A 25429-nucleotide genomic window follows, 5' to 3' on the forward strand; every position below is an offset into this window, starting at 1 on the left:
CCCGCATCATTCTGAAGCCGCCTTCGTCGCCAAAGATTCTCGCTTCAAGAACGTGGTATAGCTGTAGTCACCGGCTTCAGCTGTGATGACTTCCCATCCCACCCCTCCGCGCTCATTCAAGGCGCTTCGCATCGCGTTGTAGTCCTTTTGCTTTTTCATCTGGAAGAACAGGATGTCATATTCAAAGGTCGTCATTGGGAAGCTCCAATCTCGGTTGCGCCGGGGAGGTAGAATTCAGTAATGCCGCGTTTGCCGTCGTGGCGACCGGCCTGGATGATCACATCGATGGAGTTTTCGATGTATTGGATCATGTCGGCATAGGTCATCGGGATCTCGGTCTTGAGTGCTGCGATGGCCAGACGCTGCACGGCAAGTTGCGGGGTTTCTGCGTGCAGCGTGGTCATGGAGCCGCCATGGCCGGTGTTGATGGCTTCAAGGAAGGTCATGGCCTCCTTGCCGCGCACCTCGCCCAGGATGATCCGGTCGGGGCGCATGCGCAGCGTTGCGGTGAGCAGCACATCGGCTGACTGGAATTCCGCATCGCGGTTGGCGATCAGGGTCACGGCATTCGGCTGGGTCGGCAGAAGCTCGGCGGCTTCCTCGATGGTAACGATGCGTTCGTCAGCAGGCACATGAGAGAGGATCTTGCGCGCGGCGACGGTCTTGCCGGTGGAGGTGCCGCCCGAGACGATCATGTTAAGCTTGTTGTCTACGCAGAAGGCCAAGGCATCGTCGATCACGCCCGCAGCCACCACCTCTCGCAGCTCTCGCGTCTTTTCGAGACGGAGTTCTTCGAGCTTGCGTTCGTTGCCATAGAGGAAATCCAGCGTGATCCCATCGAGAGGCAGGCTCGAGAAGAACCGAAGGCTGATCGACATCGCTGTTAGCACGGCAGGCGGAGTGATGACCTGCGCCCGGATTGGCCGCCCCTTGTAGGTGATCGAAACCGAGACGATCGGGCGGTCCTTACTCATCGTTGTGTTGGCAGAGGAGGCGATCTGGTTGCCGAGGTCTTTGACTTCTGTTGCGGTCAATGCCTGGTCCAGCCTCCGCATGAAGTGATCGCCTTGGAATTCTCCCCAACAGGTCCCGTCGGGGTTGATGCAGATCTCGATGACATCGTCGCGGGCGGCGGCTTCAATCCGATCAAGCGAGGTCTGGAGATAGCTCAGCGACATGGGCTCAGAATATCTCTAGATCGCGATCGACCATCACGGTGACGCGCGCGCCTTGGTCAACATAGATGACGGGGCCGATCGAGAGGTAATCGCCTATGACGCTGTCCGTGGCATCGGCCAGATCATCGCCCACGTCTTCCAGCACATCCGCGGCGGTTTCGTCTTGGACGTTTGCGGCGGCAGCGCTTGGGGCCGCTGAGATCAGAGAAATCAGCGCCGCAGAGCCAAAGCGCTCATCGAAGCGGGTATCGACAAAGCCGGTCACACCTGAGCGGCCCAACTCATCACCGCCGAAGGAGCTGATCTGGATCGTCTGGTTGTCAGGCAGGATGATCCGGTCCCAGGCGATGGTGACCCGGCGCTGCGCGATATCAACGCCAGAGCGATACCGCCCGATCAGACGGGAGCCGCGCGGGATCAGGAGGCGGGAACCATCGAAACTGAAGACATCTTCTGAGACCACGGCCCGGGTCTGGCCGGGCAGGGAGCTGTCGAGCGCGGTTTCCATGACGGCCTGGATGATCGTGCCCTGGATGACGGTGTTGGACGGGTTGGCGATGACCTCAGCTTGCGTCACGGACGTGGGCAGCGCGCCGTTCAGCACGAAATCCGTCACCTCGCCAAAGGTACGCTCGGTCAGTGCCGTTTCATTCGCGCCCGAGGTGCCGCCAAATGCGATGGTGGGCGAGGCGATCCGGCGTTCCTGAAACGCGCGCTCCTCCGCGGCGCGGCGTTCAAGTTCCGCGAGCCGTCGTGCTTCTTCCTCGCGGCGCAGCCGTTCTTCTTCCCGCGCGCGCAACTCGTCCTCGGTGGGGCCGATGGGTGCCGGAAGGGGGCGGTTGGCTTCGAGCTGCGCAAGTTCGAGGTCCATGCGGAGTTGCTCGAGCTCGCGATCGCGCGCCGTGAGTTCATCGCGAAACTGCTGTTGCGCGGCTTCCGACGCGGTTTGCAGCGCAGCGATCTGAGCGGTCAGCGCGTCGATCGCCTCGGCGGCGGCGGTGTCTTCCTCGACGACCGGTTCAGGGGCGTTGCGCAATTCCTCGATCTGAGCCTGCAGGGCGGTGATCTGCGCCAAAAGCTCAGCATTGGGTTCGATCGGATCGGGTGCGACGAACACAACCTCGGGCTCGGGCGGGGGTAAGGTCTCGATGGCGCCGAACCCGTCGCCTTCGTTCTGGAACACGTCCGGTGTCGCTGTGGGCAGGGCTTCCTCTTCCTCGGGTTGGGACAGGTGATAGAGTAGGGAGCCGCCAGCGGCTATCACGAGGACAACGGCCAATGCGAGCAGTGGCGAGCGCCGAGGGGTAGGGGGCGATGCTGCGCCTTTGCCTTGCTCGAGAGCAGCGAGGCGTTTCTCAAGTTCCGCGTTTCCAGTGTCGCTCATGATCCCACCCCCGCAGGCGGCGTTGCCTCGATGCAAACCACCTCGTCACCGATCCGCAGCACCCATTGACTGTTCACCCCGGAAACCCGGATCACGCCGTCCTCGGTAGCTTGTGTGTTGACCGTCCGTTCTCGGCCATTCGCGTAGCGGAAGATCGCAGGCACCGGCGCGTTCCGCGGAAATTCGAAATACGTGAAGGTTCCGTCATCCCAGACGCGGGTCGGGGTGAACTCGGTGCGCGCGCTGGCTCCGTAATTGTAGTTCGGCGCTTGGGCCGCGATGGCACGCGTGGGCCGCGCATTGTCCTCGGGATAGCGGAACTGGACCACGTAAAAGGTCGGGCTGCGGGTCTCCTGGACGTTGAAGTAGTAACTCCGCCTGTTCGTGTAGACGGTCACATTGGTATGGACGCCGCGCGCCACGGGTTTGATCGCGAAGGCCTGGCCGCCCGGAACGCCGTCAATCTCGAAGCCTTCCGTGTCGCCTGCGATGATCGAGCGGATGCTCTCGCCGTCCCCGAACTCGATGGTGGTCACATGGGTGAGCGACACGCTGAGGCGGTAGACCTGACCTTCTTGATATGTTGCCAGCCGAACCCGATTGTCATTGGGGCCGCTGCGCGGGATGGCTTCGGCGGAGGCAAGGCCGGGCAACAGGGCAATGACAAAAACAAGCGATCTTGTGAACAACAACGTCAGTTTTCCAATCTGTCGGAGCGGATGGAATATTCGAGAACCGTGAAGCCGAAGGGGTTGGTCCAGACCTCATCTATGGAGCGGCGGGTCTCGGGGCGGAACTCGAAGAGAAGCGTGGCAGTGAAGAGGCCTGTCTGGACACCATTGAGGGATGTCAGGCGCTTGCGCAGGCGCACGGTGGCGCGGTTTGTGCCGATCCGGTTGATGCTGAGGATTTCGACATCAAGCCTGGCATTGGGGCCATAGACCGTCGGCGGGTAATTCTCGTTGGCGCTGTTCCAGATCTGGCGCAGCCCGCTCTCGGCAGCTCCGTCCGAGCGGCGCAGGACGCTGCGGATGCGCAGATCGTTGTCGAGCTGGTTATAGACCTCCCGGTCGGTCACATAGCGGAACACCTCCGCCTCGATGATCGCCTGGTTGGCGGTCACCGAGGAGGCGCCCACCGAGGCTTCGGGGAGTGCAAAGCCGGTGGCGGGATCATAGGGGACAACGACGGGGGGTGGGTCGACATCGAGGATCGAGACAGCCGCGGCACTCAGACAGCCGATGACACCGAAGACAAGGCCCATCAGGCCAAGGCGTTGCCAGAGCCGTTCGCGGCGCAAGGCACCGTAGACCAGTTCTTCCTCGATGATTTCTTGTTCACTCGCCACCATTCATGCCCCCACGATTACTCGGCCCGAAGGTTCGGCAAGGTGAAATCCATGAAGCGCTGTTCTTCGGCGATTGTGGCGGCATCAATCACGCCGCCTGTGCCGTCGCCCACGGTCTGCACCGCTTCGAGCTGCCACATGGCGACGAGCGCAATTGCCAGTTCCGCCGTCACCCGCGTGTTGAGGTCGATGCTTTCCTTGAGTTCGTCCATGTCGTCGATGAGACCGACCAGCCTGTCGACGCGTTCCAGCGATTGGCCTGCGTCTTCATAACTGTTCTGGGCAGCTGCCGAGACGAGCGCGCCGGTCGTCGCTTGCGTCGCCACACGATTGGCCCCGGGATTTCCGCTGGTGGCCATCTCGGAGAGGGTGTCGTCGTCAAATCCGAGATCGGCTAGCACCCGGTCCATCTGGGTTTCGATCTCGCCCGCACCGGAGCCGGACAGGCCGGAGAAGTCGCCTGTCTTGATGGCCTCGATGGTGGCGAGGATGTCCCCGAACTCCTGGTCGAGAAGGCCATTCAGCTCATCCTCCATCTCGGTGCGGATGATTTCGGGAAGTTCAGCAAGACGGGTAAGTGCTTCATAGGTTCGTTGCAGCTCCGCGAGTTGGTCCGTGAGTGTCGCAAGCTGTTCGCGGAGCTGCGTCAGCTGCTCGTTTTGCAGGATCTCGTCTTCGATCATCTGCCGGAGCTGCTGGATGTTTTGCGCGATGTTCTGGGTATCGACGACCGGCACGCCTTGCGCTGCGGCAGGGGAGATGGTGCCGAGATGCAGGCAAGCCCCAAGCGTTGTGGCCAAGGCCGTTCTCACGAGCAAATCTCTCATCAGTCTATCTCCCTAATCGTAAAATCCATGAACGCGCCTTCGGCCATGCGGGCGCTGGCCTGTGCCAGCTCTTCGGCGGAGAGCAGCCGGGTGCGGGCGGCCTGCAGCCGGACGCGGGTAGCCACGAGGCGCACGAGTTCGGCGCGTGCATAGGTGTTGAGTGCGATGCTTTCCTGCACGTCTTCGGTGTCGGAAATCCGCTCGACGATGTCCGCAATGCGCAGGGCGGCCTGCCTGATCGCAGCGGGTGAGTTGTTGCCATAAAAGGCCGCCCCATGACCCGTGAGGGAGAGGTTTGCATTTGCCAGAAGCGCGGGGTCGATCGTACCGAGCGCTTCGATCCCGCCGATGCGGCCCAGGTAGAGATTGTAGCGTTCGGGGATGACCTGAACGTAGTGCTGGGTCTCGCGGAAGGGTGGCACGCCCCCATATTCGAACACGCGACCGGGTCCGGCGTTATAGGCCGCGAGCGCGTTGATGATATTGCCATCGAAGGTGTTGAGTTGGGTGGCGAGATAGCGCGCGCCGCCATGCACCTGCAGGTAGGGGCTGTCATAATATTCCGGGTTGATGCCGAGATCGCTGGCCGTACCGGGCATAATCTGGGTGAGGCCAAAGGCGCCGACCGGTGAGCGGGCGCCGATGGTGAAGCGGCTTTCCTGCCAGATGAGAGCCTGCAGCAGCGCTCGCCATTGGACTGGGGAGAGGCCCGCGCGGCCGACGCCCGCAAACCCGCTGGTTTCCTGGGCGACGCGGATGATGAGCTGCTCGATGTTTTCTGCCGCATCCCCGAACATCTGTGCGCCGCCGGGATTGGGGTCGATCTCGGCATTGCCATAGACCGCTTCGACGGAACGGGCTGGATCGCCGCTTCCGTTTTCCAGCCCTGAAACCATCGCGGGTAGGCCTTGGCCGCCGAAGCTGGTTTGGGCATCGAGGATGCGTTGCAGGGTTTCCAGCTGTTCGCGCTCGATCTCAGCGATAAGTTCGCGCACGGAGAGCTTGTCAGCCTGGATGGCAAGGTCTGCCTCCCGGTCACCAGTCTCGACGATGTCACGTGCAGTAAGCCCGCTGTCATTGGTCGGCACGCCTTGGGAAAGGGCGATTCCGGGCAGCAGGCAAAGCACGAGAATATGGGGCAGTTTAGACTTCAATGCCGCCCTCCGGCGCGCCAAGGGGCGTGAAGGTGCAATCTGGCGCGACGGGGGCCGTCGAGGCGAGGAAAGTAAAGCAGTTTGCCTTTGGTTCCTGGTATTGAGCGCAGGAAGCCAGCACGCCGAGCGCGGCAAAAGCTAGAAATATGCGGATCATGAAAGCCTCCAGAAGTCCGGGCGGTTGCGGTAGTCGGAACCGACGAGGGCCTCGCCTTTTTCCATGCCGCCGAGGATGGTGAGATTGGGTCCGAGGGCGCTCAGATCGGCATCGACGACGATGGATCCCTGGTCGTCGCGGATGAGCGCAAGGCGGCTGTCGCTGCCGGTGTTGAGAAGAACGTCGAGCTCCTTCTCATAGAGGTTCAGCATCGCGTAATCGGCGGCATGGGCGCGGATGTTTGGGAGCAGGATTTGCGTGGGCACCGCCTCGACGATGGTCTTGCCGGTCCGGGTGCGCTCGAGCTGGCTGGCGTATTGCGTCATCATCACCGCGACGGTGTTCTGCTTGCGCGCGGTCACGAGCCAGTTAGACAGCCGCTCTGCGAAATACGCGTTGTCGAGCGCCTTCCACGCCTCGTCAATCACGATGATGGTGGGACGGCGGCCTTCGATCTCCCGCTCGACCCGGCGGAAGAGATAGGAGAGGACCGCCATGCGTTCCTTCTCGGCCTCACTGTCGAGAATGCCGGTCAGATCGAAGCCTACCACATCGCCTTCGAGCGAGAAGGTGTCTTCCAGAGTTTGCCCGAAAATCCAGCCGTAGCGGCCCTCTTCGGCCCACTCAAACAGGCGTTGATGCAGATCGCCGCCATCATCCGTGGACACAAAAAGTGACGCGAAATCCCGCCAGTTCCGCAAGGCCGGATTGGAGGCCTGGGCATTCTGGCGCACGACTTCCTGGATGCGGTTGGTCTGTGCCGGCGTCAGCGGCTTGTCTGCGCGGTAGAGCAGGGTGGCGAGCCAGTCTGAAAGCCAGGCCGTGCCGCGCGCGTCGACCTCAGTCCAGAGCGGGTTTAGGCCGGTGGGTTGTCCGGCTTTCAAAGACGCGTAGCGCCCGCCATTGGCGCGGACTGCCATCTCCATACCGAGACGGTAATCGAAGACGAAGATCCGCGCCCCTGCTCGACGGGCCTGCGTCATGAGGAATGCCGAGAGCACCGACTTGCCCGACCCGGGCCGTCCCATGATGAGCGTATGCCCGCTGGTCGGCTCTTTTTCGGGGCTACCCTGTTCGTGATAGGAAAACCGGTAGGCGCTTTGTTCGGGTGTGGGCAGATAAGTGATGACGTTGCCCCAGGGTGTTTTCCCTGCCGGCTTGCCGAGCTGGGTCCGATGGAACGCCGCGAAATCCGCGAAGTTGCGATTGGTGACGGCGCTTGCGCGCACGCGTTTTGGCTGGTTCCCGGGATGCTGGCTGAGGTAATGCGCCTTGGCAGCGACGCGCTCACCGATCATCTTAACACCTTCGGCGGCGGCGGCGTTTACGATCTCGGCGCTAAGAGTCTGCAATTCGTCCTGCGTGTCACAGAAGATGGTCACGACCATGTGGTGTTCGCCAAAGCTCTGGCGCTTGGCCTCGAGATCATCTGCTGCGATGTCGAGTGCTTCCATCAGCGAGAGCGCCGCATCTTGGCTGGCCTGCATCTGACGCTTTTGCCGCTTGATGCGGCCCGCCATGAGGTTCGAATTGATGGGCGTGAAGGAATGGGTGACGATCATGTCGACTGGCAGGTTCAGCATGTCGAACATGGTGCAGGAGGTGCCTTCGGAGTATTCTCCGATGGTGAAACTCTTGCCGTAGCGATGCCCCACGACTCCTTCGGAGAGCTCGAAGTGATCCCCCTGAAACGTCACCCGGGTATTGGCGACATTAAAAGACAGGAACCCGTAGGTGTTTGCCGGATAGAGCGGCAGTTCCTGGCCAGTATTCAGCGCCCCGAGAAAGCCGATCAGTTCGCCACTCTCAGCAGAGAGAATGCGCGGGTTCAGCTCGCTCAAGCCTGATACGAACACACTCACGGCCTCGCCGAGACGGCGCAGGCGCTTCTCGGTTGCTTCCTTGAGGCGTTCCGGCGCGCTGCGGTTCAGGAATGGCAGGACGCTTTTTGGAGGCGGGCGATGGATGATCGTAAGGGTGAGCGTCTTGTCGCGCAGTCCGCTGGTCTCTAGCTTCTTGCGCCAGAGCCGGTCGACTTCTCCTGCGAAACTGTCCTCGCGCAGCGGCTCGAGGTCCGGCGTGATCGCCTTCGAGACCTTATGGATGTAATAGCTGAACTCCGGCCCCAATTGCGCAATGATCCGGGCAAAGAGCGCGGTCACCTTGTCGAGATAGGCGTCATCGGTCGTGTAGCTATTGACCCCGTCGAGCCGGATGCACTGGAACAGTTCGTTGACCCGGGTCCGCACGGTCTGGTCATCGACGAGGCTCACATAGGGCAGCATGTGCGCGAGGCGGGTCTCGCGCGCATACCAGTCTGGCGTCATTGTGCGGGCATCGAGCGCAGCATCACGGGGCATAGCTGTCCCCGCCGTGAATGCTGCGGTTCCGCGTGGGCGGGGTTTCCTGCAGCGCCGTCATCATCACGTCGATGAAGCGCGGATCCCAGTCTGCGGCCTTCCAAAGCACCGGGTAGAGCAGGGCGGCCACGCCCAGCACCACGATATGCTGGACCCAGACGAAGAGAAGCACTGAGCCGAAGAGCCAGACCATCGCGTACATGATGGGCAAGCCCAAAAGCTTGGGCGGGCGCACGAGCCCGAGGAAGAGAGGCGAGCGCTCAGCCACCGGCGAAAACCGCGGCGACGATGGTGGGGGCGGCAGCGACGCCGGCGATGCCCACAAGCACCCAGAGCGCCTGGCGCAGATCGATGATGTTAAAGAACCAGCTGAGGAAAACGCCCAGCACGGCAAGCGTGGCGATCACCACGCCGAGCGGGCCGGTCAACGCATCGACGATACCCTGTAGAAGGCTCTGAATCGGCGAGAGATCGATGCTTTGCGCAAGGGCGGGTTCGGCAATGAGCAGGAAGAGCGCCAAAGAGGCGACGAATAGGTGTGAAATGTGCTTCATGAATTTGGTGCTTTCAATCGGGCCACAACTGCCATGACACGGGTCACGTGGTTCTGGGTTTCTCGGTAGGGGGGAATACTGCCGTAGTGGTGCACAGCTTCGGGTCCGGCGTTGTAGGCTGCGAGGGCAAGACGCGGATCGCTGAACGACTGCAGCATCATTGCAAGATAGCGGGCGGAACCATCGAGGTTCTGAAGTGGATCACGCGGGTCAACACCCAGATCGCGCGCCGTCGCGGGCATCAATTGACCAAGGCCTATAGCGCCCGCGCTCGAGATCGCATCCTGTCGATAGGCGCTCTCAACCTCGATATTAGCCCGATAGAGAGCCAGCCAATCGGTCACGGAAAGCCCCGCGCGGCGCAGCCCAGGATGTCCGGCATAGCGAAGGGCGGTGGCTTCGATAGCCGTGAGAACATCGGCGCGGGGCAGGGGAACGGGCCACGCAAGGGCTGCCAATTGGATTTCGTCTGGCCCAAGGTCAGTCTCACCGAGGATCGCCAGCTCATCAGCCGCGGACCCCTGGCCGATCCCGTCATTGTAGTTGCGGGCAAAGCTGTCCTGGGAGCGGGACGGGGTCAGAGAGCCATCGCTCTCCAAGACCAGCACCATCTGCGCAGATGTTGAGCCGGCGAGAAACCAGAACAGGAGAAGGCTACTTGCTGCCGCCTTTGTCGGTCGCAGCCAGCTTGTGTGTTGTCCGCTGGCCTTCTTCGAGCGGGACATCGGCATGGGAGAAGCCAATGCCAATGAGGAAAGAGACCACGCCCGTGATGGTTTTAAACTCACGGATCTTGATGTCGTTGTAGGTCGTGCGAGTACGGGCAGTGACGAGAAGCTTTTCAATGCCCTCGTCAGAGACGGCGCGCATAATCCAAACCCCGTAGTAACTCGGGCCCTTCTTATGTGCCGACTCTTGGCACAGGATTTCAGCGCTATAGCCGCTTTCCACGAGTTCGCGGAAACGTGCTTCCGTAACCACATTTGGTGCTTCGATGTCCCAGTTCATGGCCCGGCTCACGCTTTCTTTAAACGCGCAACATCCGGGCATTCTCACTTGAAGCCCAGAGCTACGATAGTATATTATTTGCCGCAAGGTATATTTTGAGTATTGCGGCTGTATCTCAGCTGCTCAAACTCTAGGCACTGCTGTTAGCGTCTATCAAGGGAAATAGGGTGATTGAAAACCTAAGGTTGTTTTTGTCGGCTATTGCACGTCTATTAGCATTTTTGATACCCGCTATGGTTGCAGGCCAGGCCGGGTCTTGTCTCGCCCCTGTCCGGCCATTCGTCCCAAGCGATTCGCAAGCAAGCAGTGACTTCGCTGACATCATTCGGCGCGACTTTGAGGCCTATATCAAGGACGTTCAGCAATACTTCCACTGCCTCGAGCGGGAGCGTGCGCGTGCTTTTGAGGAAGCCGGTGAAGTCAGTCAGGACTACGGTCGGTTCCTGGAGCTGGTGGGGGATTGATGGGCCACTGGGAATGCATCAGCCTTCTAGTTCGTGGAGACCAGGTACGGATAATGCACCCACTCATCCACTTTAGGGAATGTGGATTTCACTGGAAAGCGACGTCACAAAAGACATGTGGCGCGTGGCGAAAACAATCAGAAGCAAAGGTCAGGAGGCTTTGTGTCTGGCGTTGCTCGAGGTCCAGAATAAAGCGAACCTCAGCCAAACAGAACTGGCAGTCAAACGCAGACATCACTAATCATGAGTGGTACATGCCGAAAGCGTATCGCGCCGGATCAACGTCGTTGAGCTCATCGCATTCTCCCGTCCCATTGGGTTTGACCCTTTCGAGATATTGGCGATCGTCGAAGCCGCCACGGAGCCCGACCACAAAATCTGAAAACGAAGAATGGCTAAGTTGCCCTACCTCAGCGGCCTTGTCCCTAGGTGGTTTTCGAAAGGATCAGCTTGTCTACACCCTTGTCGGTAAAACATGCGAGCTGATGAACGTTGTTTATGAGTATGCCAACAGTTTGGCACCTAGGTGTGGAAAGTCTTTGAGCATTGAATGAAGAGCATGGTGACGGCATCGCCATCGCGAACCTTATCGGGACCGATGGGTGTAGTATTGTTGGCTGGGTGTATCGCTGGAGCACAGGTGGGCATGCGGTGATGTGGGGCGTCCATGGCCCCAAGCCGGTTTCGGCGATTTGGCCGGATATAAGTCACGAACAGAAGCTAGAAATTGACTTTGACCGTTTGAAGCGGATTGGAGGCGGCGAAGGCGGATAGGTTCCAAAGCTAGCCGCCAGTTCATATTTGATGGTCGGGGCCGGTCGGCATACCGGACATCGGGGGCGTACGCGGCGAATGCGGACTCTGAGCCCAAACCAACCGGTTCTGCAGGTTGTTTGAATGACTGCTCAAGACATTGGGATGGTAAAGAGTATCGCTATCAGCGCTTCTTCAAGGGATTGCCGGTCTGGGTTATGCAAACCCGAAACCGGCTGAATTTTCATTAGTCAACAGCGCCGCTGTTGATCAGATACTCTGCCATTCCGCGTACATTACTCGGTCGCCAGGCATCATATTGCTGCCAGTGACTTCGCTCGGGGTAGGTGAGCTCGTTTACCAATTTGTTTGCTGATTTCCCGGCCTTTAGCCCCGCCAGAACATCTGTGCGCAACTCTTCCATGTAGAGCTTGACGTTTGTCAGGTCGCCATGATTGCCCACTCGCCCGTGTCCCGGCACGAAGATATCGAAGTCCAGCGCTTCGGCAGTGAGAATCTGCTGATACCAATCCTCTACGTTGTCACCGCCCAGGCTGGTGTAGAACATGCGTTCGGGTGCAGCGACATCGACAAGAAAGACAACATTTTCAGGGCGCACGACCGTGGCGATCATATCCTCTTCATCACCTGGTCCAAGGTAGGTCAGCTCAATCGTGTTGTAGCCCAGCTGAAAGCTGTGATTTTGATCGAATTGAACATCCAGGTCGACGCCGCCCAGCTTAGGCGGAGCATTCGAATGCGCGATGGCCTCAACGTCACCATAAGCCTCGCCGCCCGAGGCGTGATCGCCATGCGAATGCGAGAAAATCAGATGAGTCACGGGTTGATCCGTCAGCGCAGAAAGATTGTCCCGCAGCTTCCGTGCCGTGCGCCCGTTCGGATCGACAACAACGGTCCCTTCATCGGTTGCCACAACAAGGGAATTGTAGCTGCCGTTCTGGAAGTAATAGACATTGCCCGCAACATGGGTGAAGGCATCAGCGGATCGTGCAGCTGCGACGGCTGGTGACAGGAGTGCCATAGCAGCCGAGAATAATATGTGTTTCATCTTCCGTTCCTCTACGGATCTAACGGAGAACGTCAGACAACAATGTTAACAATGGTCTCTGGGCCGTTCGGCCCTTTGAAGAAATTCATGGAGACAGCCTCAGCTTCCGTTTTTGACATTCTGCGATACAGATTGTCTCTCGCGTTGTCGGGGTCGCCATCAATGTAGAACTGTGTGGTCAGCAGCTCTCGGTCTCCGTCGAAGACTTTCACATGGATATGGGGCGTGCGCCCCGGGTATTTGGTCGGCTTGATGGTGCGGAACGCATAGTTTCCCGCATCATCCGTGATGTCATGACCAAAGCCCTGAAAGCCCTGATCATAGGGAACCGAACGATTGTCACCGGGATGCAGGTATTTTCCCTTCACGTCACACTGCCAGATTTCGATCCGCGCACCGGTCATCGGAACTCCATCTCGATCGGAAATCTTGCCCTTAAGCGTGATGATCTCCCCGCCAGCTTCGCGCACAAGCCCTGCGATCTTCACCAAGTCATTGTCTGTGTCCTTCATGCGCATGGAGCCCGTTGGATAAAACGGCCCTTCTGTAGCGCGCGGTGTCAGCTCCGCTGCCAGCGCGGTCCGGGACAATAGCAGACTTCCTGTAGCAGAAGCCATGGCTGTCAGAATTTTACAACGCAAGTTTGAATGGGCCATCAATCTTCTCCTCGATTATTCGCGACCTATCTTCGTGTCAAAGCTCCAGCGACCTGGGCCGGAAAACACGAAGTAAAGAAAAACAAAACAGTATAGAATTGCAGCATCGCCGCCATTCAGGATCGGATAAAAGCTCTGTGGGGCATGGGCGATGAAATAGGCGCTGGCCATCAACCCGGACAGCAGGAATGCCACTGGACGTGTGAAAAGGCCCAAAACAATCAGGGCACCACCGAACAGCTCCATGATACCAGCAATCCATGGCATCGAGAAAGCGGTAACTTCCCACTCTGGCGGTGCAGGGAAGCTCAGGATTTTCTGGGTCCCATGCGCCAGAAACAGAAGGCCTGTAATAATCCGCAGGATGCTGAGAACCCGGCCGGATTGTTTATTAAGTGTCACTATCATTTTCTTCGCTCCCAGGAAGTGATTGCTGATCGGGTGTGGGAGCTTGAGGCACCCACACCGCTTGTCATTTTTCAGCAGCCGAAATGATCAGCCTTTGACGCAAACCCGGCGCTTATGGCCACGAACGTTCGCCCTTGACTACTTTGGCGCCAAGCTCCAGGTCGCGCACGTTTTTGAACTCCGGATAAGCGGCTTGCATCGCGGCAGTCAGCTCTGCTGAATCTCCCGCCTTGTCTGCGGCAGCTTCGAAGGCAGCGATATATTCTTTGGTAAAGTCGACGATGCTTGCATCTTCGGCACTTTCACCAATGACGTGACCCGGAATAATCCGTGCGGGGTTCAAGGCAACAAGCTGATCCAGCGTGGCGCGCCAGTTGTCACGGCTTTCCGGCGTTGCGGTGTCGGCCATCCAGACGTGCAGGTTTTCATAAAGAACAACGCCGCCCAACGCGGTTTCCTCGGAAGGCACCCACAAGAACGTGTGCACCGGGTCATGGCCGTCAAGGCCGACAACCTGCACAGTTTCGCCATCGACGGTCAGGCTATCACCTTCCAGAACCTCTGGAACAATCAACTCCGAAGGGGCGTTGCCTTCCAGGACCGGACCCCAGAAGTCATATTTGATCTGGATGGTTTGCTCGATGCCTTTCACGGTTTCAGGCGTCGCGACAATTTTGACATCCGGATAGGCTGCTCGGATCGTGTCCAGGCCGAAATAGAAATCGGGGTCTTTGTGACTGACATAAACGGTGGTCAGGGATTTGCCGGTCGCCTTGATCATCTCGACCAGCTGTTCGGCATCGTCTTTCTCAAACTGTGCATCGACGAGGATAACCTCATTCGGGCCTTCGATCAGGCTGGATGCAACCGGAAACAGGCTGCCTTCGTTGGGGGTGAAAGCGGTGATGGTGAGGTCAGCCGCAAAGGCCGAGGTAGAAAGCAGTGCTGCGGCTGCAGAAGTGAGGATCGTTTTCATAGGGATGCTCCTTGCATTTATGCGGCTAGCGCCGCGATCTCCTCTGGGAGTTCATAGTAGGTTGAAATGTTGACTTGGGTTGTTTTGCCGCTGGTGTGCTTCAAGAGTGTTGGAACGCCTTGCGCACCAATGCTGGCTTGCAAGTTTGCAGCTTCAGCACTGATTTTCCGGGCTTGGTCTTTGCCGTCTTCCAGCGAGAGCTCTACGCCGAACTCAGCCAACGCCTTGCGGACCACGTCACTGTTTCGAGCAGAAATGCCGTCGACATAGCGTGCTCGTTGCAGAGTGCGTGCCAGCTTGATTTCAGCCTTTGCGCCCAGGTCATGGACCAGCGCAGCCGCTTGTGCAGTCAAGCCGGAGTCGAGCACTTCATCCGGATTTCCCAAGATATTCTGAACATAGGCGTCGCTGAATTCTTGGCCGGTCAGCTGTTCAATACGGCGGTCGTATTGCAAAGCCATTTTGCCGAAACCATCGCCCATGCGGTGCGCATTTGCGCCTTGGAACAAATGGCGATGCATCACAGTGACATCCGCACCGCTCTCAATCAGCGCATCAATCACGGGCGAAGCGCCGTAGCACCAGCCGCAATAGGTGTCGTAAACATATGTGAAACGCGTCATTGCAGTCTCCGTTTTTGGTAGACCACAGATAGGACACTGGCGTTGTAATCTAAAGATAGACTTTGTAGATGTAGCGTCATCTAAAAGGTGACGATAAATGAAGAGATCAAACCTAAACCGCCTGGAGTATTTTGTCGCCATTGCAGACGCGGGAACCATCACCGCTGCCGCAGAGCGCATGCAGGTTAGCAAGGCCGTCGTGAGTAAACAGCTTCAGCTGTTGGAAGAGGAGCTTGGCACAACACTTGTTGTGCGCAACTCGCGCCATCTGCATCTCACAGAAGTCGGACACTCATTTTATGAGGCGGCGCGCGCCTCGGTGGCACAAGCCGACGAAGCCTATGAGATGGTAAAGCAGGGTCGGGACGAGCCAGCCGGAAATCTGCGTATCACCGCGCCCCTCGATCTAGGTGTGGCACATGTCGCCTCGGTGGCTGCCGAATTCCGCATCGCCTATCCAGAGGTCACGGTGGATCTGACGCTCAGCGATGCACGGTTTGATCCGGTTGAGGCCCGGTTTGACATTGCATATCGCGTGGGATGGCTGGCCGATTCCGCGAACGTCGCGCGCAAGCTGGTCAGCTTTCAGCAAATTGTCGTGGCTGCGCCGGAATTGGTCGAACGATTAGGGCAGCCAGGCCTGCCGAGTGAACTGGCAGAATTTCCGTTCATAGAGCATCGGGCCCTTTCAAACCCATTGCATTGGCAATTTTCAGATTCCAAGCGTGAGATCGCTGATGTTCAAATGAGCCCCGCTCTGCGAGCAGACATAACGCCTGCGATTAAGGCGATGGTACTAGAAGGAGCTGGGATTTCGGTTCTGCCTGACTTCTTCGTCAGGAAAGAGATTGAAAACGAAACATTGGTTCGGCTTGTCCCAGAATGGAGACTTCAAACCGGAGGAATTTATGCTGTTTACCCACCCACTCAATTTCGATCTGCAGCAACAAAACGTTTTTCTGAGCTGTTTGCGGAAAGCTTGCGGGGGAGTTTGACGTAGGTGTCGGGTAGCGTTGGTCCACAAAGAATTCGCGATCATTCAACCTTGACGCGCTGTATTCCAAGCGGAACTTGGCGCAGCCGCAGCGAAAGTTCAGTTTGTCCCGCTCAGCTGACCTTGACATCGACAGCAGCGAACGACCGGTGATTGAGTAGCTCCGAGTACTTGGGCAGACACGGATGAATGCCAATGCTGTCTTAGTCGGCTTTAGTAGTTCACCTGCTCAAACCCGTAATTGCCCTCATAGTCACGCCAATCGACGAAGACAGATCGGTGGTAGATACCCGGGCAATTCTGGCCCCAACGTTCGAGACCGACATGGGCCTCCGGCAGGGCAGTTATAGAAGATCGTTGCCAGGAAAAATCGCCTTGGATCCCATAGGTGCCGAGGACCACGGTGGCGCTACGGTTGCAGTCGCTGTCACGTCCAGATTCATGCTGCCGGGCATAGCGAACATCAAAGATGCGGATGGACCGCACGAAATTGAACTCAGGTCCACTGATATCGATGTCCGCGCGATCTTGAATGAGCCGGAGGGCTCGGTCGGTGGGAATGACATCGTCGACTCGTAAGGGTTGGAGCGGTTGACGGCTATCGGGTCGGTACAAGGCTTCAAAGATGCGGCCAGCGTTGTTTGATTGCCGATCGCTCTCATAGGAGGCGCCCATGGGACAGCGCCAGATCTGCAGTGGCGGTTCCACCGGCCAAGGGGTAATCCGCCGAATGAATTCGGCGCGAGCCCGGGCGCATGGTACTGAAGCTGGCCAACCGCCAGACAGACACAAGAGTATCGCGCAGTCGATCGGATAGGTCTGCGCGCGTGCGGGCGCCGGCAGCGAAAGACCAGTCACGGTCAAAGCGACTGCGACCGAGGGGAGGAGCTTCTTGATCAGATAGTGCATGCTGCGAAACCTCCGTGACAGGAGTCCAGCATACATACGATAATATACTATTGCAACATCAAGTATAACTACGCATAATGAAGTTTATGTTAAATTATGTCTCTGAAACTTCAGGAAACCTAAAGTCGGTTTTTGTACATATTGCCGTTCGGTTCCAGGATCAGGATTCCTTGGGGCGACACATCTCCATACACACGTTATTGCAGTACCACCTCCAGTGCGCTCACGTCAGAAGTACGCTGATGAATCAAACGTTCTCTGCCACCGAAACCAGATACGCGAGTTCGCTGCACTGCAGCTTCGGGTTCAGCAAAACATCTCTCTTGCTGGCGAACTATCAGCACCATCGCCCATCCGAGCCTCGCCGGCCCCATCTTGCGGGAGTCTTTTTAGCCTACAGGCTCTCGTTATGAACGAAGAACCTGACTGGATCGGCCACAGGTCATAGCTCTTGTTTAGGGAACTGATTGTGTGACCGCGGGAATTGTGCTTCAAGCTACACTCAATCGTTGCCCAAAGTCTTTCAGAGGTTTGTGCTCTAGCTTGATTTGGCTAAGGAACTGGCGAGCAGTGGGTAGAAACATGCGTTTTGCCTCCCCCTTAACCGTCTAGCCGAGCAAACAACACTGGACACTGAATTAGAGATCTTATGTCGAGCCCAAACACTATGGTAAAGCCGCAGATTGTTTTTGATCTAACGGAAGTCCTTTTGGCTTCGACGGGTAAACTTCGGTATTATGGAATTGCACGCGTAGCTGCAGAAGCTGGTATCGCGCTTCGGAAGCTGGACGCGTCCATTCGGTTCGCTGTCTTCTCGCAGGGCCACCGGGGACTACTTGAGGTCTTTCCGGAAATACGCGAAGACGGCAGTGTAGAACTAAACGTTCCTGCGGGCATTCGGCAAATTCGTATGCGCAGCCATCACTATAGCAGGTCGAAGCTTAGAGACCTTATTCTGTCAGCAGTTCGACCGCTGATCGACCGGAAAAATCGGTTGTTTTGGGATGAGATTGCGCCTGGAATGCCTCAAATAGAGATGGCGGGTAAGACGTTTGTCACCTGCTCCCGCCCCAAAGTGATCACTGAAATTTTGTGCGCTATGGCGAAGCAAGGCGTGTCATGTGACGTCATCCCAATGTTGCATGACATGATACCCCTGCATGATTTTCATCATCAAAGGGCAAGCTTTCCGAAGAATTTTGTCGGCGACAACAGGTTCGTCATCGAGAGGGCAAAAGGCCTCTTGTCAGTATCCGAGTTTACGCGCCAAGAAATTATAGATTTTTCGCAGAGCGATGTGTTGCCGGCAGTGCCCGAAATCATTGCCGTCCCGTTGGTACATCAGTGCCCGGTAGGGACAGAACCCGCAGAGCAAGCTCCCCCCGATTCTCCATATATTTTGACTGTCGGCTCGATGCTGGGCCGTAAGAACTTAGACGTTGTGTTCGAGGCTTTGCGTGTGTTGCAGAGGGCAGGCAGCCCATTGCCGAGACTGGTTTTGGCCGGTGCGCCAAGGGGGCGCACACGAACTTATGTCGCAAGTGCGGAATGTGACAGCATTCGGGATCTGGTGCTCTTTTACGAGAACCCAAATCAAACTGATCTCGTAACCCTTTATGAAAACGCCACAGCGGTCATTATGCCAAGCCGCATGGAAGGGTGGGGTTTGCCAGCGGGAGAGGCTCTCTGGTGTGGCACACCTGCTATATGCTCTACGGCTTCTGTGCTTGAAGAAGTCTGCGGCGATTTAGGATTGTACTTTGATCCTGACGCAGCAGATGAACTGGCAGAATACATTCGCCGCCTACTCACGGATTCTGCGTTTTCGACGGAGTTGCGCATGCGTATTTCAGAGCACAAGTCAAAATTGCGAACCTGGGATAATGTAGCAGAAGATATCGTAGCTGCTGTATCTCGCCTCTCGCGCTAAGGGCCGAGATCTAGGCTTCTCCTTAGAGAGGTTGTTCACCCATACCACAATATGCAAGTATTCTAGTTAAGGTACTCCAGCAGATCGTTGGTCACATCATCCCAACTACGTAACTGTGTGTTCTGTATCCGTTTCTCTAGCTCCGTTCGCCGATCATCTTCCATGATCAAGCGCTTACACGCGTCTCGAATACTGCTGATCGAATGAGCATCACAGTACTCGACCATGTCTCCACCGACCTCTGTCAGTGAGGAATTTTCGGCGACAACACCTGTTTTCCCGAAGCTTAGGCCTTCTCCCACTGGCAAACCCCATCCCTCATATGTGGAGACGTTTGCTGTAAATACGCAATTATGGAAGAGGAAGGCTAATTCCTTGTCAGTCGGTCTATCCGCGATACTAATCCAGCCATCAAGATTTCCACTAGCCTTCATCCAATCCAGAAATTCATCGATGTACCACCCCTTCTTTCCTGCAAAAATTAGGCGCGGAGGTTCTACTTGAGGATCTTGTATGAGTTGCTGCCAGGCCTGAGCTAAACGCCAGATATTCTTTCTTGTTTCAAGCGTACCAACAACGAGAACATACGGTACTTTTGTCATGTTCAGAAACGATCTGCGCACACCCTTTGTCGCGTTCAGTTTGGATCTAAAGCTTTGAGTATCTAGGGCGGCACGGTCATCTCCCAGTGCTTGTGCCAACGGCACAACATCGATTGGAAGGTCGGAGTTAACTTCGCTTAGAAAGCATCGTAAATCCTTCCCCGTGTTCTGAGAATTTGCAAAATAGCGCGAACAATAGAGAGTAGATCCCTCCAGCCAGCGGTAGAATGTCTCAGAAAAATCATCCGCAAGATGTTCTGACGCGACAAGCGGGATTAGATCGTGAATAAGGAGATCAATTTCAACTCCAATTTTCTCTTTTAATCCATTAAGATGGTCGTTGAGGTCCTGCAGTCCCCAAGTCGCACCTAAAATAATCAGACGGTCGCCTGATTGCGCCACGTCTTCGAGCGGAACCCGCTTTTGTACCGATGCTGCAGGCGCGAGAACCGGCAGCTCCTTAGAGTTTCTATGGGCTCTTTCTTTCTCGAGCACCCAACCTTCTAAAGTAGTGCCGCGTCGCTCAAAATAACGATGGTTTCGCTTGTATTCTTCCAGGTTAGCTCGCAGCCAATGATACAAGTATTTCGCGCGCTGGTTGCGATACCGGGTAAGAATACTGGGTACTGCTTGCACCTTGCGCACAGCCTTCCCCAGCAAAGCAGCAGCTAGAAAATCCGGGTCAAATTCTTCCCGCTCTAGAAGGAAATCGGCATCCATCGCGAGATAGCATTGAGAACCTTTGTCCCACATGCCTACCTTGACGCGCTTAGACCCGAGCTTACGCACTGCACGCCTAATGACTTCCAGAGCAACGCGCTGAATCCCGGATATTGTCGTTTCTTTTTTGACGTAGAGAACGATATCCGTGACATCAAAATAGTAGGTCTGCATGCGATGAAGCCCTGTTGGTGTGCTGTGCCCCTCCTCTACCCAAGGATACTGGGACGAACAAGCTGTGACCTCAAAGCCTTGCTTATTCTTCTTTCAGCGACAAAGCGATCGCATCTGTCAGAGGGGAGACAAGGTAGTTCAAGACACTTCTTTCACCATTTACGATAACAACATCGGCAGGCATTCCCGCTGTCAGGCCTTGTCGCATCTCTTCGCTCATATTCTCTTCTGGAACACGAACTCGAGCCAAATAATAGGGTTCCTCATCACTGCGCTCTGGCGTGATGATATCTTGAGAAACACTTTCCACATAGCCCAACACAACAGGTGTCAGTTTCGCCTTGAAGGCAGAAAACCGTACTTCGCTCTCTTGACCTGGCACAACATTGTCAATGTCCAGCGGCGAGACACGGCTTGCGATAAGTAAATTGTCATCAGGTGGAACAATCTCCATCAGAATTTCGCCTGGTCGAATAACAGACCCTTCAGTTGTCACACGGATATCTTGGACCACTCCATCGCTTGGCGCCCGGATCTCGGTGCGGTGATAGATATCTTGAGCTACCGTAAGATTCTCACGTATTTCCTTGAGGTCGGTCTGAATATCTCGAAGCTCTCGGTTGGCCCGCTCTTTAAACTCCTGCGACAACTTAAGCCGATTGAGGCGTGCCTCTGAAATAGCAACCCCCACTTGAGCTTCATCTGAGATTGCTTCCCCTAGGGAGGCCTCGACTTGGATCAATGCATCTTTTCGCCCTGTGAGGACGTTATTTTCAATGACGCCGCTCTCCGCACCGCGGGTCAAACGTTCAACAAGCTCGCTCTGCAGTTTCAATCGTCGCTCATATGCGTCTTTTTGAAGGCCAAGACCTGCCTTTTGGCCTTCAAGCTGCTCAATCCGGAACTGCAGGATTTCCTGCTCAGAGCGAAAGATAGCCAAACGATCTGCAAGAATCGTGCTCTGAAGATCCAGTACATTCTTGAGTGCCGGAGAGGGATTTGACGTTAGGCTCTCAGGGTAATCGATTTCTTCGCTAAGCGCTTGCTCGGCTAAAAGCCGAGCCTCAATTGCCATGGCTTCTTCCAAACGGTTTCGGAAGCGCTCAACATTTGAGCGAGCCTCTACGCTCTCCAGAGTGATGAGAACTTCACCTTGAGAAACACTTTCAGCTTCTTTGACATGGATCGTCTGAATGATCCCACCTTCAAGGTGTTGAACCACCTTACGATTACCTTCAAGCTCGACGATACCCGGCGCAACAGTCGCTGAGTCAATTTGTGCGTAAGCCGCCCAACCTCCAAGAACCCCGAAGGTCAGGATAACGATTGCATAGCCAATTCTGCTAAAGCGTTGCGGACTCGAGTATCTTGAAATTTTGTCACGCATTTGGAGAGTGTCCATATACTCAGTGTGTAGACAGGTCGACGGCCGAGAAACGCCTTTCACGACTGCATCAAGTCATTCTAGCGAGAGGTGACCGCACTAACAGTTTGCGGATGTGCAGCTTTGGGTGGTTGTGGCTGGAGAAGTTCTTTCGTCGGGACGAACCGTTGGACACTACCTGCATTCAAAATAAGTGTCTTATCGGAGAGCGACAGTAGGTTAGCTTTGTGCGTTGCTACGATAACCGTTCTTCCCATGGCCTTAAGCTGCTCCAGACAGGCAGCCAGCGCCGCTTCGCCCTCACTATCCAAGTTGGAATTAGGCTCATCAAGAACTACGACTGCAGGCAACCTAAAGATAGCTCTCGCCAGCCCAACTCTCTGCCTTTGCCCGCCTGACAACTGGCTTCCACCATCTCCAACTTCAGTTTGGTAACCGTTACTCAAGCCAGAAATCATATCATGAGCGCCTGCCAATTTTGCAGCCGCAACAATCTCTCTGTCTTCAGCGTCTTCTTGGAAGCGAGCAATGTTCTCTGCCACCGTTCCACCGAACAAGCGGATATCTTGAGATAGATATCCCAACGAATGACCAAGCTGTTTGGGGTCCCAGTGTTGAAGATCGGTGCCGTCTAGCGAAACCTTTCCAACTGATGCTCGCGCCACACCTACCAAGTGTCGTATCAAAGTTGATTTACCAGAGCCTGATGGGCCAACCAATGCAAGAACTTCACCTGGGTCAATATCAAAGCTAACCCCCTTCAAGATGGGCTCTTTCACACCAGGTAAGGCGGAGGTCAGCCCCGCAACTGAAACTCTTCCTTTTGGTGATGGCAGCTCTGTTCGATCAGTCTCATCCGGAAGACTCTCAAAGAGCTTTTTCAACCGACCGTTTGCCTGACGAGCTGCGACAAATTGCTTCCACTGGCCGACTGCTTGTTCAACGGGCGCAAGGGCTCGTCCCATAACGATTGATGCTGCGATCATAATCCCAGGAGAGATTTGTTGCTTCATGGCCAAATAGGCGCCGACGCCCAGAATTGCCACTTGCAATGTCATCCGAACAAATTTCGAACATGCAAGCACGATACCAGCGCGGTCGCTTGCCCGCGCTTGTGCAGCCAACATCTCATCGCGCTTCCCAAGCCAGCGGTTAAGTAGCTGGTCTACCATGCCCATAGCCCGAATAACCTCTGCATTCTGCAGGGTCGCGCCAGCAAAATTGGATGCAGCGGCACCAGCCTGATTTGCATCCTGCAAACTTTGCCGAGTCATGAACTCGTTGAGCAATGCAAGCGCAAAGATGATCACAGCGCCTACAGTAGAAACCACACCTAGCCATGGATGAAAAGCAAAACACAAAACCAAGAACAAAGGAGTCCAAGGAGCATCAAAAAACGATAGAACGCCTTGTCCTGTAATGAAATCTCTCACGCGGTCTGCGTCGCTCAGTGCGTTACGCCCCGAAGAGGCGGGGTTAGCGAGCTGCATACGAACCACACGAGAAAAGAGGGGGCTCGCAAGCACTTGATCAAACTGCAAGCCTGCGCGAACCAACATGCGAGAGCGGGTAAATTCTAACAGACCATACGAAACCAATAGCGCTAGAGCGATAATCGAAATCATCACCAAAGTTGTCTCATTCCTGCTAGCCAAAACGCGATCATAAACTTGCAGCATGTACATCGGTCCGACGAACATCAGCAGGTTTACAAAAAAACTAAACACAACGGTAGCTGCAAGGATCGAGCGATACTTTGCGTAAGCTTGCGTCAGCGAGGAGCCGGATTTCATCAAGATAAGGTCTCCGATCAGAGCTCGAACAAACAAACTTCATCATGCCATAGGCATGATGTGGTAAACAAGGCGTGGCAAGGCATGTCAACACAGTCTAGAGGTGAAATACAAACTGTGGCGCTTCGACATGTCAACACTGGACCGTATTAGACAAGAGTATTGCACGTATCATCCCGGGCTGGAGGGAGAGTGAAATCTCATTAACACACTAATGATCAGCGTCGTCACAGCCTTTCCTACTTGGGTTGACGAAGAGTGGGCAGAGGCCCTAGCGCCTTCAGATTACACCTAGCTTCTTCCAGTTTTCGAAGGTGGTCTCAAGGAACCCTTCAGCCAATTTTACAGCATAAGGGACCATTGAATTATTGTCTCGTAGAGCCTGCCCCTCCTGCACGAGTCCTTTGCCGAGGATGAGCAGACGTGTCACGAGTTTTTGTCCTAGCTTATTCGCATCTTTTGTAGCCGGGTTGTTCAGGACCTCGTGCAGCATTATCATGTCCGTGTCCTTTACTTGCAGGACGTTCCCGATCTCCGGTGCAATGAGATAATTGTAAGGCGCGCCCTGCGCCACGCTTTTTACGATTGCGCGGTTCAAGGCTTTGGCTGGCTTCTTTTTCGCAATGGGGCTGTGAAGGCCAACGAAGCCTGCATGTAGCATGAAAGTCATTGCTTGAAGGGTATCGCCTAGCGTTCGGGGGCTGGGAAACGGGGCTGACATGAGGTCACGGATAGTCTTTGGTCCGGTGTCAAGGGCTTCTAGCAGAGGTTTGTAGACGTCAGTTTTCCCAGACACCTCGCCTGCAGACAGCTTGAACGTAAATTCTTCATCTTTTGGTCGGTTCATCAGAACGAAAGCCGTGTCTAGTATGGCATCTTTCTGGTCTGCGGGCCACATGGGCGTTTTTCCTCGCACAAACACGTCCTTTCGGAAAGTCTGGTTTACGAGGACGTCTACCATCACCTCGCGAACGACCGGGTCTTCATACTGCGCCAAAATATCTTTCTGCGCGGGAGGCAAAACAGCCTGCAAGTATAAGTCGCCTACACTTGCAGACCCAACATGCGCCAGCTTCGCCGCACTGATCTCGTCGGCCAGTTGACTGAACCAGAGCGGGTGCCAGTTATCATGCAGATATTCGTGGACGAGATAAGAGCGATCATGCTTCTCCATATCTTCGATGCGAGTGTTCAAAGTGGGTAAGGCCTGCGTCATTCCTGAATTGGCGTCCGCTAGCACCTTGAAGCGGTTTATGCCCTGAGAAATAGCCTTGATACTCTGTGTTTCTTCGGTCGTCTGCCAGAGGCGCAGGAGGTGCTGTACAGGTTGGGTCGAGGTCCACCCTGGTAACGTGTTGTAGGACAAATATACGATGGCGCCTGGTTTGGTCGCGTGCTTAATGGTCTGTACCATGGCTTCACGAACGGACTTGCCTAACCAAGTATAGGTGCCATGAGCAGTGACGTAATCGAACAGCCCCCACGCTTGAGGCCACCCCTGAGCCAAATCGACAAAGTCGGCTTCTTCGAAGCGGACGTTTGTCAAACCAGCCTCGGCCACCAGCTTGCGACCATGCGCGATATGAACCGGATTAAAGTCGATCCCCAAAAACTCGTAGTCAGGGTGCATCCCAGCCAAAAGGACTAGGCCTAGACCATATCCACAGCCGAGCTCCAGGAAACGCGCATTGCCTTTGGGTGAGCTTACGCCTTGGACGGTGGCGACGTAGTCCAGCCAGTTCGGAGACAGCTCCCGGTAAAATCCATAGGTGTAGCCAACATCGACATTGTAGCCGGAGGACCATTGAGACATCGGTGTTCTGCTTTCTCGTCTTGGAAGAGATCGTTACGTGATTAACCGAAACCTATCCTGAAAAAAAGGAGAAGAGGCCCCTATTTTCACAGGATGTCGCTCGACAGCAATCCAAATATTACTAAAGAAACAAAGCCCCCGAAAATCAGGACTGTCATCCGTCCCGGCGACCAATTTCAGTAATGAAACAT

The 25429-nt window shown here is 55.8% G+C and carries 26 protein-coding genes; 3 read left to right on the top strand and 23 right to left on the bottom strand.

Going from position 1 to position 25429, the window contains the following annotated elements:
* Window positions 1–6: 6 nt before the first annotated feature.
* The 13 genes from ACZ1HH_RS18775 to ACZ1HH_RS18835 are packed head-to-tail and all read right to left on the bottom strand — an operon-like array spanning window position 7 to window position 9970.
* Window positions 7–195, bottom strand: a complete 189-nt coding sequence (locus tag ACZ1HH_RS18775; RefSeq protein WP_472635082.1) for a hypothetical protein — start codon at window positions 193–195, stop codon at window positions 7–9.
* On the bottom strand, window positions 192–1178 hold the full coding sequence (locus tag ACZ1HH_RS18780; protein ID WP_472635083.1) for an ATPase, T2SS/T4P/T4SS family: 987 nt from the start codon (window positions 1176–1178) through the stop codon (window positions 192–194). Before ACZ1HH_RS18780 ends, ACZ1HH_RS18775 begins: the two co-directional genes overlap by 4 nt.
* A 4-nt stretch (window positions 1179–1182) precedes the next feature.
* Window positions 1183–2562: a TraB/TrbI/VirB10 family type IV secretion system protein gene (locus tag ACZ1HH_RS18785; RefSeq protein ID WP_472635084.1), complete on the bottom strand. Its 1380-nt coding sequence runs from the start codon at window positions 2560–2562 to the stop codon at window positions 1183–1185.
* Complete coding sequence (locus ACZ1HH_RS18790; RefSeq protein WP_472635085.1) at window positions 2559–3254, bottom strand: TrbG/VirB9 family P-type conjugative transfer protein; 696 nt, start codon at window positions 3252–3254, stop codon at window positions 2559–2561. The genes ACZ1HH_RS18785 and ACZ1HH_RS18790 overlap by 4 nt, the downstream gene beginning before the upstream one ends.
* Before the next feature lie 2 nt (window positions 3255–3256).
* Window positions 3257–3913 carry a VirB8 family type IV secretion system protein gene (locus ACZ1HH_RS18795; protein WP_472635086.1) on the bottom strand — a complete coding sequence of 219 codons (657 nt, stop codon included), beginning with the start codon at window positions 3911–3913 and terminating at the stop codon, window positions 3257–3259.
* Window positions 3914–3927: 14 nt separating this feature from the next.
* A complete protein-coding gene (locus ACZ1HH_RS18800; protein ID WP_472635087.1) occupies window positions 3928–4737 on the bottom strand; it encodes a type IV secretion system protein in 810 nt (269 codons plus the stop codon).
* Window positions 4737–5891 (bottom strand): lytic transglycosylase domain-containing protein, encoded by a 1155-nt coding sequence (locus ACZ1HH_RS18805; protein ID WP_472635088.1) that lies wholly within the window; start codon window positions 5889–5891, stop codon window positions 4737–4739. The genes ACZ1HH_RS18800 and ACZ1HH_RS18805 overlap by 1 nt, the downstream gene beginning before the upstream one ends.
* Window positions 5881–6048: a hypothetical protein gene (locus ACZ1HH_RS18810; protein ID WP_472635089.1), complete on the bottom strand. Its 168-nt coding sequence runs from the start codon at window positions 6046–6048 to the stop codon at window positions 5881–5883. The genes ACZ1HH_RS18805 and ACZ1HH_RS18810 overlap by 11 nt, the downstream gene beginning before the upstream one ends.
* Window positions 6045–8408 carry a VirB4 family type IV secretion/conjugal transfer ATPase gene (locus ACZ1HH_RS18815; protein ID WP_472635090.1) on the bottom strand — a complete coding sequence of 788 codons (2364 nt, stop codon included), beginning with the start codon at window positions 8406–8408 and terminating at the stop codon, window positions 6045–6047. Before ACZ1HH_RS18815 ends, ACZ1HH_RS18810 begins: the two co-directional genes overlap by 4 nt.
* Window positions 8398–8676 carry a VirB3 family type IV secretion system protein gene (locus ACZ1HH_RS18820; RefSeq protein ID WP_472635091.1) on the bottom strand — a complete coding sequence of 93 codons (279 nt, stop codon included), beginning with the start codon at window positions 8674–8676 and terminating at the stop codon, window positions 8398–8400. Before ACZ1HH_RS18820 ends, ACZ1HH_RS18815 begins: the two co-directional genes overlap by 11 nt.
* Window positions 8669–8962 (bottom strand): TrbC/VirB2 family protein, encoded by a 294-nt coding sequence (locus ACZ1HH_RS18825; RefSeq protein WP_011536599.1) that lies wholly within the window; start codon window positions 8960–8962, stop codon window positions 8669–8671. The genes ACZ1HH_RS18820 and ACZ1HH_RS18825 overlap by 8 nt, the downstream gene beginning before the upstream one ends.
* Window positions 8959–9573, bottom strand: coding sequence for a lytic transglycosylase domain-containing protein (locus tag ACZ1HH_RS18830; RefSeq protein WP_487320540.1), 615 nt, complete (start codon window positions 9571–9573; stop codon window positions 8959–8961). The genes ACZ1HH_RS18825 and ACZ1HH_RS18830 overlap by 4 nt, the downstream gene beginning before the upstream one ends.
* A 43-nt stretch (window positions 9574–9616) precedes the next feature.
* Entirely contained in the window at window positions 9617–9970 is a 354-nt protein-coding gene (locus ACZ1HH_RS18835; RefSeq protein ID WP_011536601.1) for a hypothetical protein, read from the bottom strand.
* Between the two features lie 233 nt (window positions 9971–10203).
* Between ACZ1HH_RS18835 and ACZ1HH_RS18840 the strand changes: the two genes are divergently transcribed.
* Window positions 10204–10434, top strand: coding sequence for a hypothetical protein (locus tag ACZ1HH_RS18840; protein WP_044026403.1), 231 nt, complete (start codon window positions 10204–10206; stop codon window positions 10432–10434).
* 1000 nt (window positions 10435–11434) lie between these two features.
* Here ACZ1HH_RS18840 and ACZ1HH_RS18845 read toward each other — a convergent pair.
* The 5 genes from ACZ1HH_RS18845 to ACZ1HH_RS18865 all read right to left on the bottom strand — a co-directional run bounded on the left by ACZ1HH_RS18845 (window position 11435) and on the right by ACZ1HH_RS18865 (window position 14919).
* Window positions 11435–12256: an MBL fold metallo-hydrolase gene (locus ACZ1HH_RS18845; RefSeq protein WP_472635092.1), complete on the bottom strand. Its 822-nt coding sequence runs from the start codon at window positions 12254–12256 to the stop codon at window positions 11435–11437.
* A gap of 32 nt (window positions 12257–12288) precedes the next feature.
* Complete coding sequence (locus tag ACZ1HH_RS18850) at window positions 12289–12846, bottom strand: dioxygenase family protein (RefSeq protein ID WP_472635093.1); 558 nt, start codon at window positions 12844–12846, stop codon at window positions 12289–12291.
* 81 nt (window positions 12847–12927) lie between these two features.
* Window positions 12928–13320 (bottom strand): DoxX family protein, encoded by a 393-nt coding sequence (locus tag ACZ1HH_RS18855; RefSeq protein WP_472635094.1) that lies wholly within the window; start codon window positions 13318–13320, stop codon window positions 12928–12930.
* A 112-nt stretch (window positions 13321–13432) separates the two neighbouring features.
* Window positions 13433–14296: an MBL fold metallo-hydrolase gene (locus ACZ1HH_RS18860; RefSeq protein WP_472635095.1), complete on the bottom strand. Its 864-nt coding sequence runs from the start codon at window positions 14294–14296 to the stop codon at window positions 13433–13435.
* A gap of 17 nt (window positions 14297–14313) precedes the next feature.
* Complete coding sequence (locus ACZ1HH_RS18865; RefSeq protein ID WP_472635096.1) at window positions 14314–14919, bottom strand: DsbA family protein; 606 nt, start codon at window positions 14917–14919, stop codon at window positions 14314–14316.
* Window positions 14920–15016: 97 nt separating this feature from the next.
* Between ACZ1HH_RS18865 and ACZ1HH_RS18870 the strand changes: the two genes are divergently transcribed.
* Window positions 15017–15919: a LysR family transcriptional regulator gene (locus ACZ1HH_RS18870; protein WP_472635097.1), complete on the top strand. Its 903-nt coding sequence runs from the start codon at window positions 15017–15019 to the stop codon at window positions 15917–15919.
* 207 nt (window positions 15920–16126) lie between these two features.
* On the opposite strand, the gene ACZ1HH_RS18875 is transcribed toward ACZ1HH_RS18870, so the two are convergent.
* Entirely contained in the window at window positions 16127–16822 is a 696-nt protein-coding gene (locus tag ACZ1HH_RS18875; protein WP_472635098.1) for a hypothetical protein, read from the bottom strand.
* Between the two features lie 649 nt (window positions 16823–17471).
* On the opposite strand from ACZ1HH_RS18875, the gene ACZ1HH_RS18880 reads away from it, so the two are divergent.
* Window positions 17472–18752 carry a glycosyltransferase family 4 protein gene (locus tag ACZ1HH_RS18880; RefSeq protein WP_487320527.1) on the top strand — a complete coding sequence of 427 codons (1281 nt, stop codon included), beginning with the start codon at window positions 17472–17474 and terminating at the stop codon, window positions 18750–18752.
* Window positions 18753–18814: 62 nt separating this feature from the next.
* Here ACZ1HH_RS18880 and ACZ1HH_RS18885 read toward each other — a convergent pair whose 3' ends face one another.
* The 4 genes from ACZ1HH_RS18885 to ACZ1HH_RS18900 form a co-directional block, all read right to left on the bottom strand.
* Window positions 18815–20248: a glycosyltransferase gene (locus tag ACZ1HH_RS18885; RefSeq protein ID WP_472635100.1), complete on the bottom strand. Its 1434-nt coding sequence runs from the start codon at window positions 20246–20248 to the stop codon at window positions 18815–18817.
* Window positions 20249–20330: 82 nt separating this feature from the next.
* On the bottom strand, window positions 20331–21635 hold the full coding sequence (locus tag ACZ1HH_RS18890; protein WP_472635101.1) for an HlyD family type I secretion periplasmic adaptor subunit: 1305 nt from the start codon (window positions 21633–21635) through the stop codon (window positions 20331–20333).
* A gap of 77 nt (window positions 21636–21712) precedes the next feature.
* A complete protein-coding gene (locus ACZ1HH_RS18895; RefSeq protein ID WP_472635102.1) occupies window positions 21713–23425 on the bottom strand; it encodes a type I secretion system permease/ATPase in 1713 nt (570 codons plus the stop codon).
* 280 nt (window positions 23426–23705) lie between these two features.
* Window positions 23706–25238 (bottom strand): class I SAM-dependent methyltransferase, encoded by a 1533-nt coding sequence (locus ACZ1HH_RS18900; RefSeq protein WP_472635103.1) that lies wholly within the window; start codon window positions 25236–25238, stop codon window positions 23706–23708.
* Between the last annotated feature and the right edge of the window lie 191 nt (window positions 25239–25429).

Source organism: Epibacterium sp. HA2-3 (assembly GCF_055693725.2).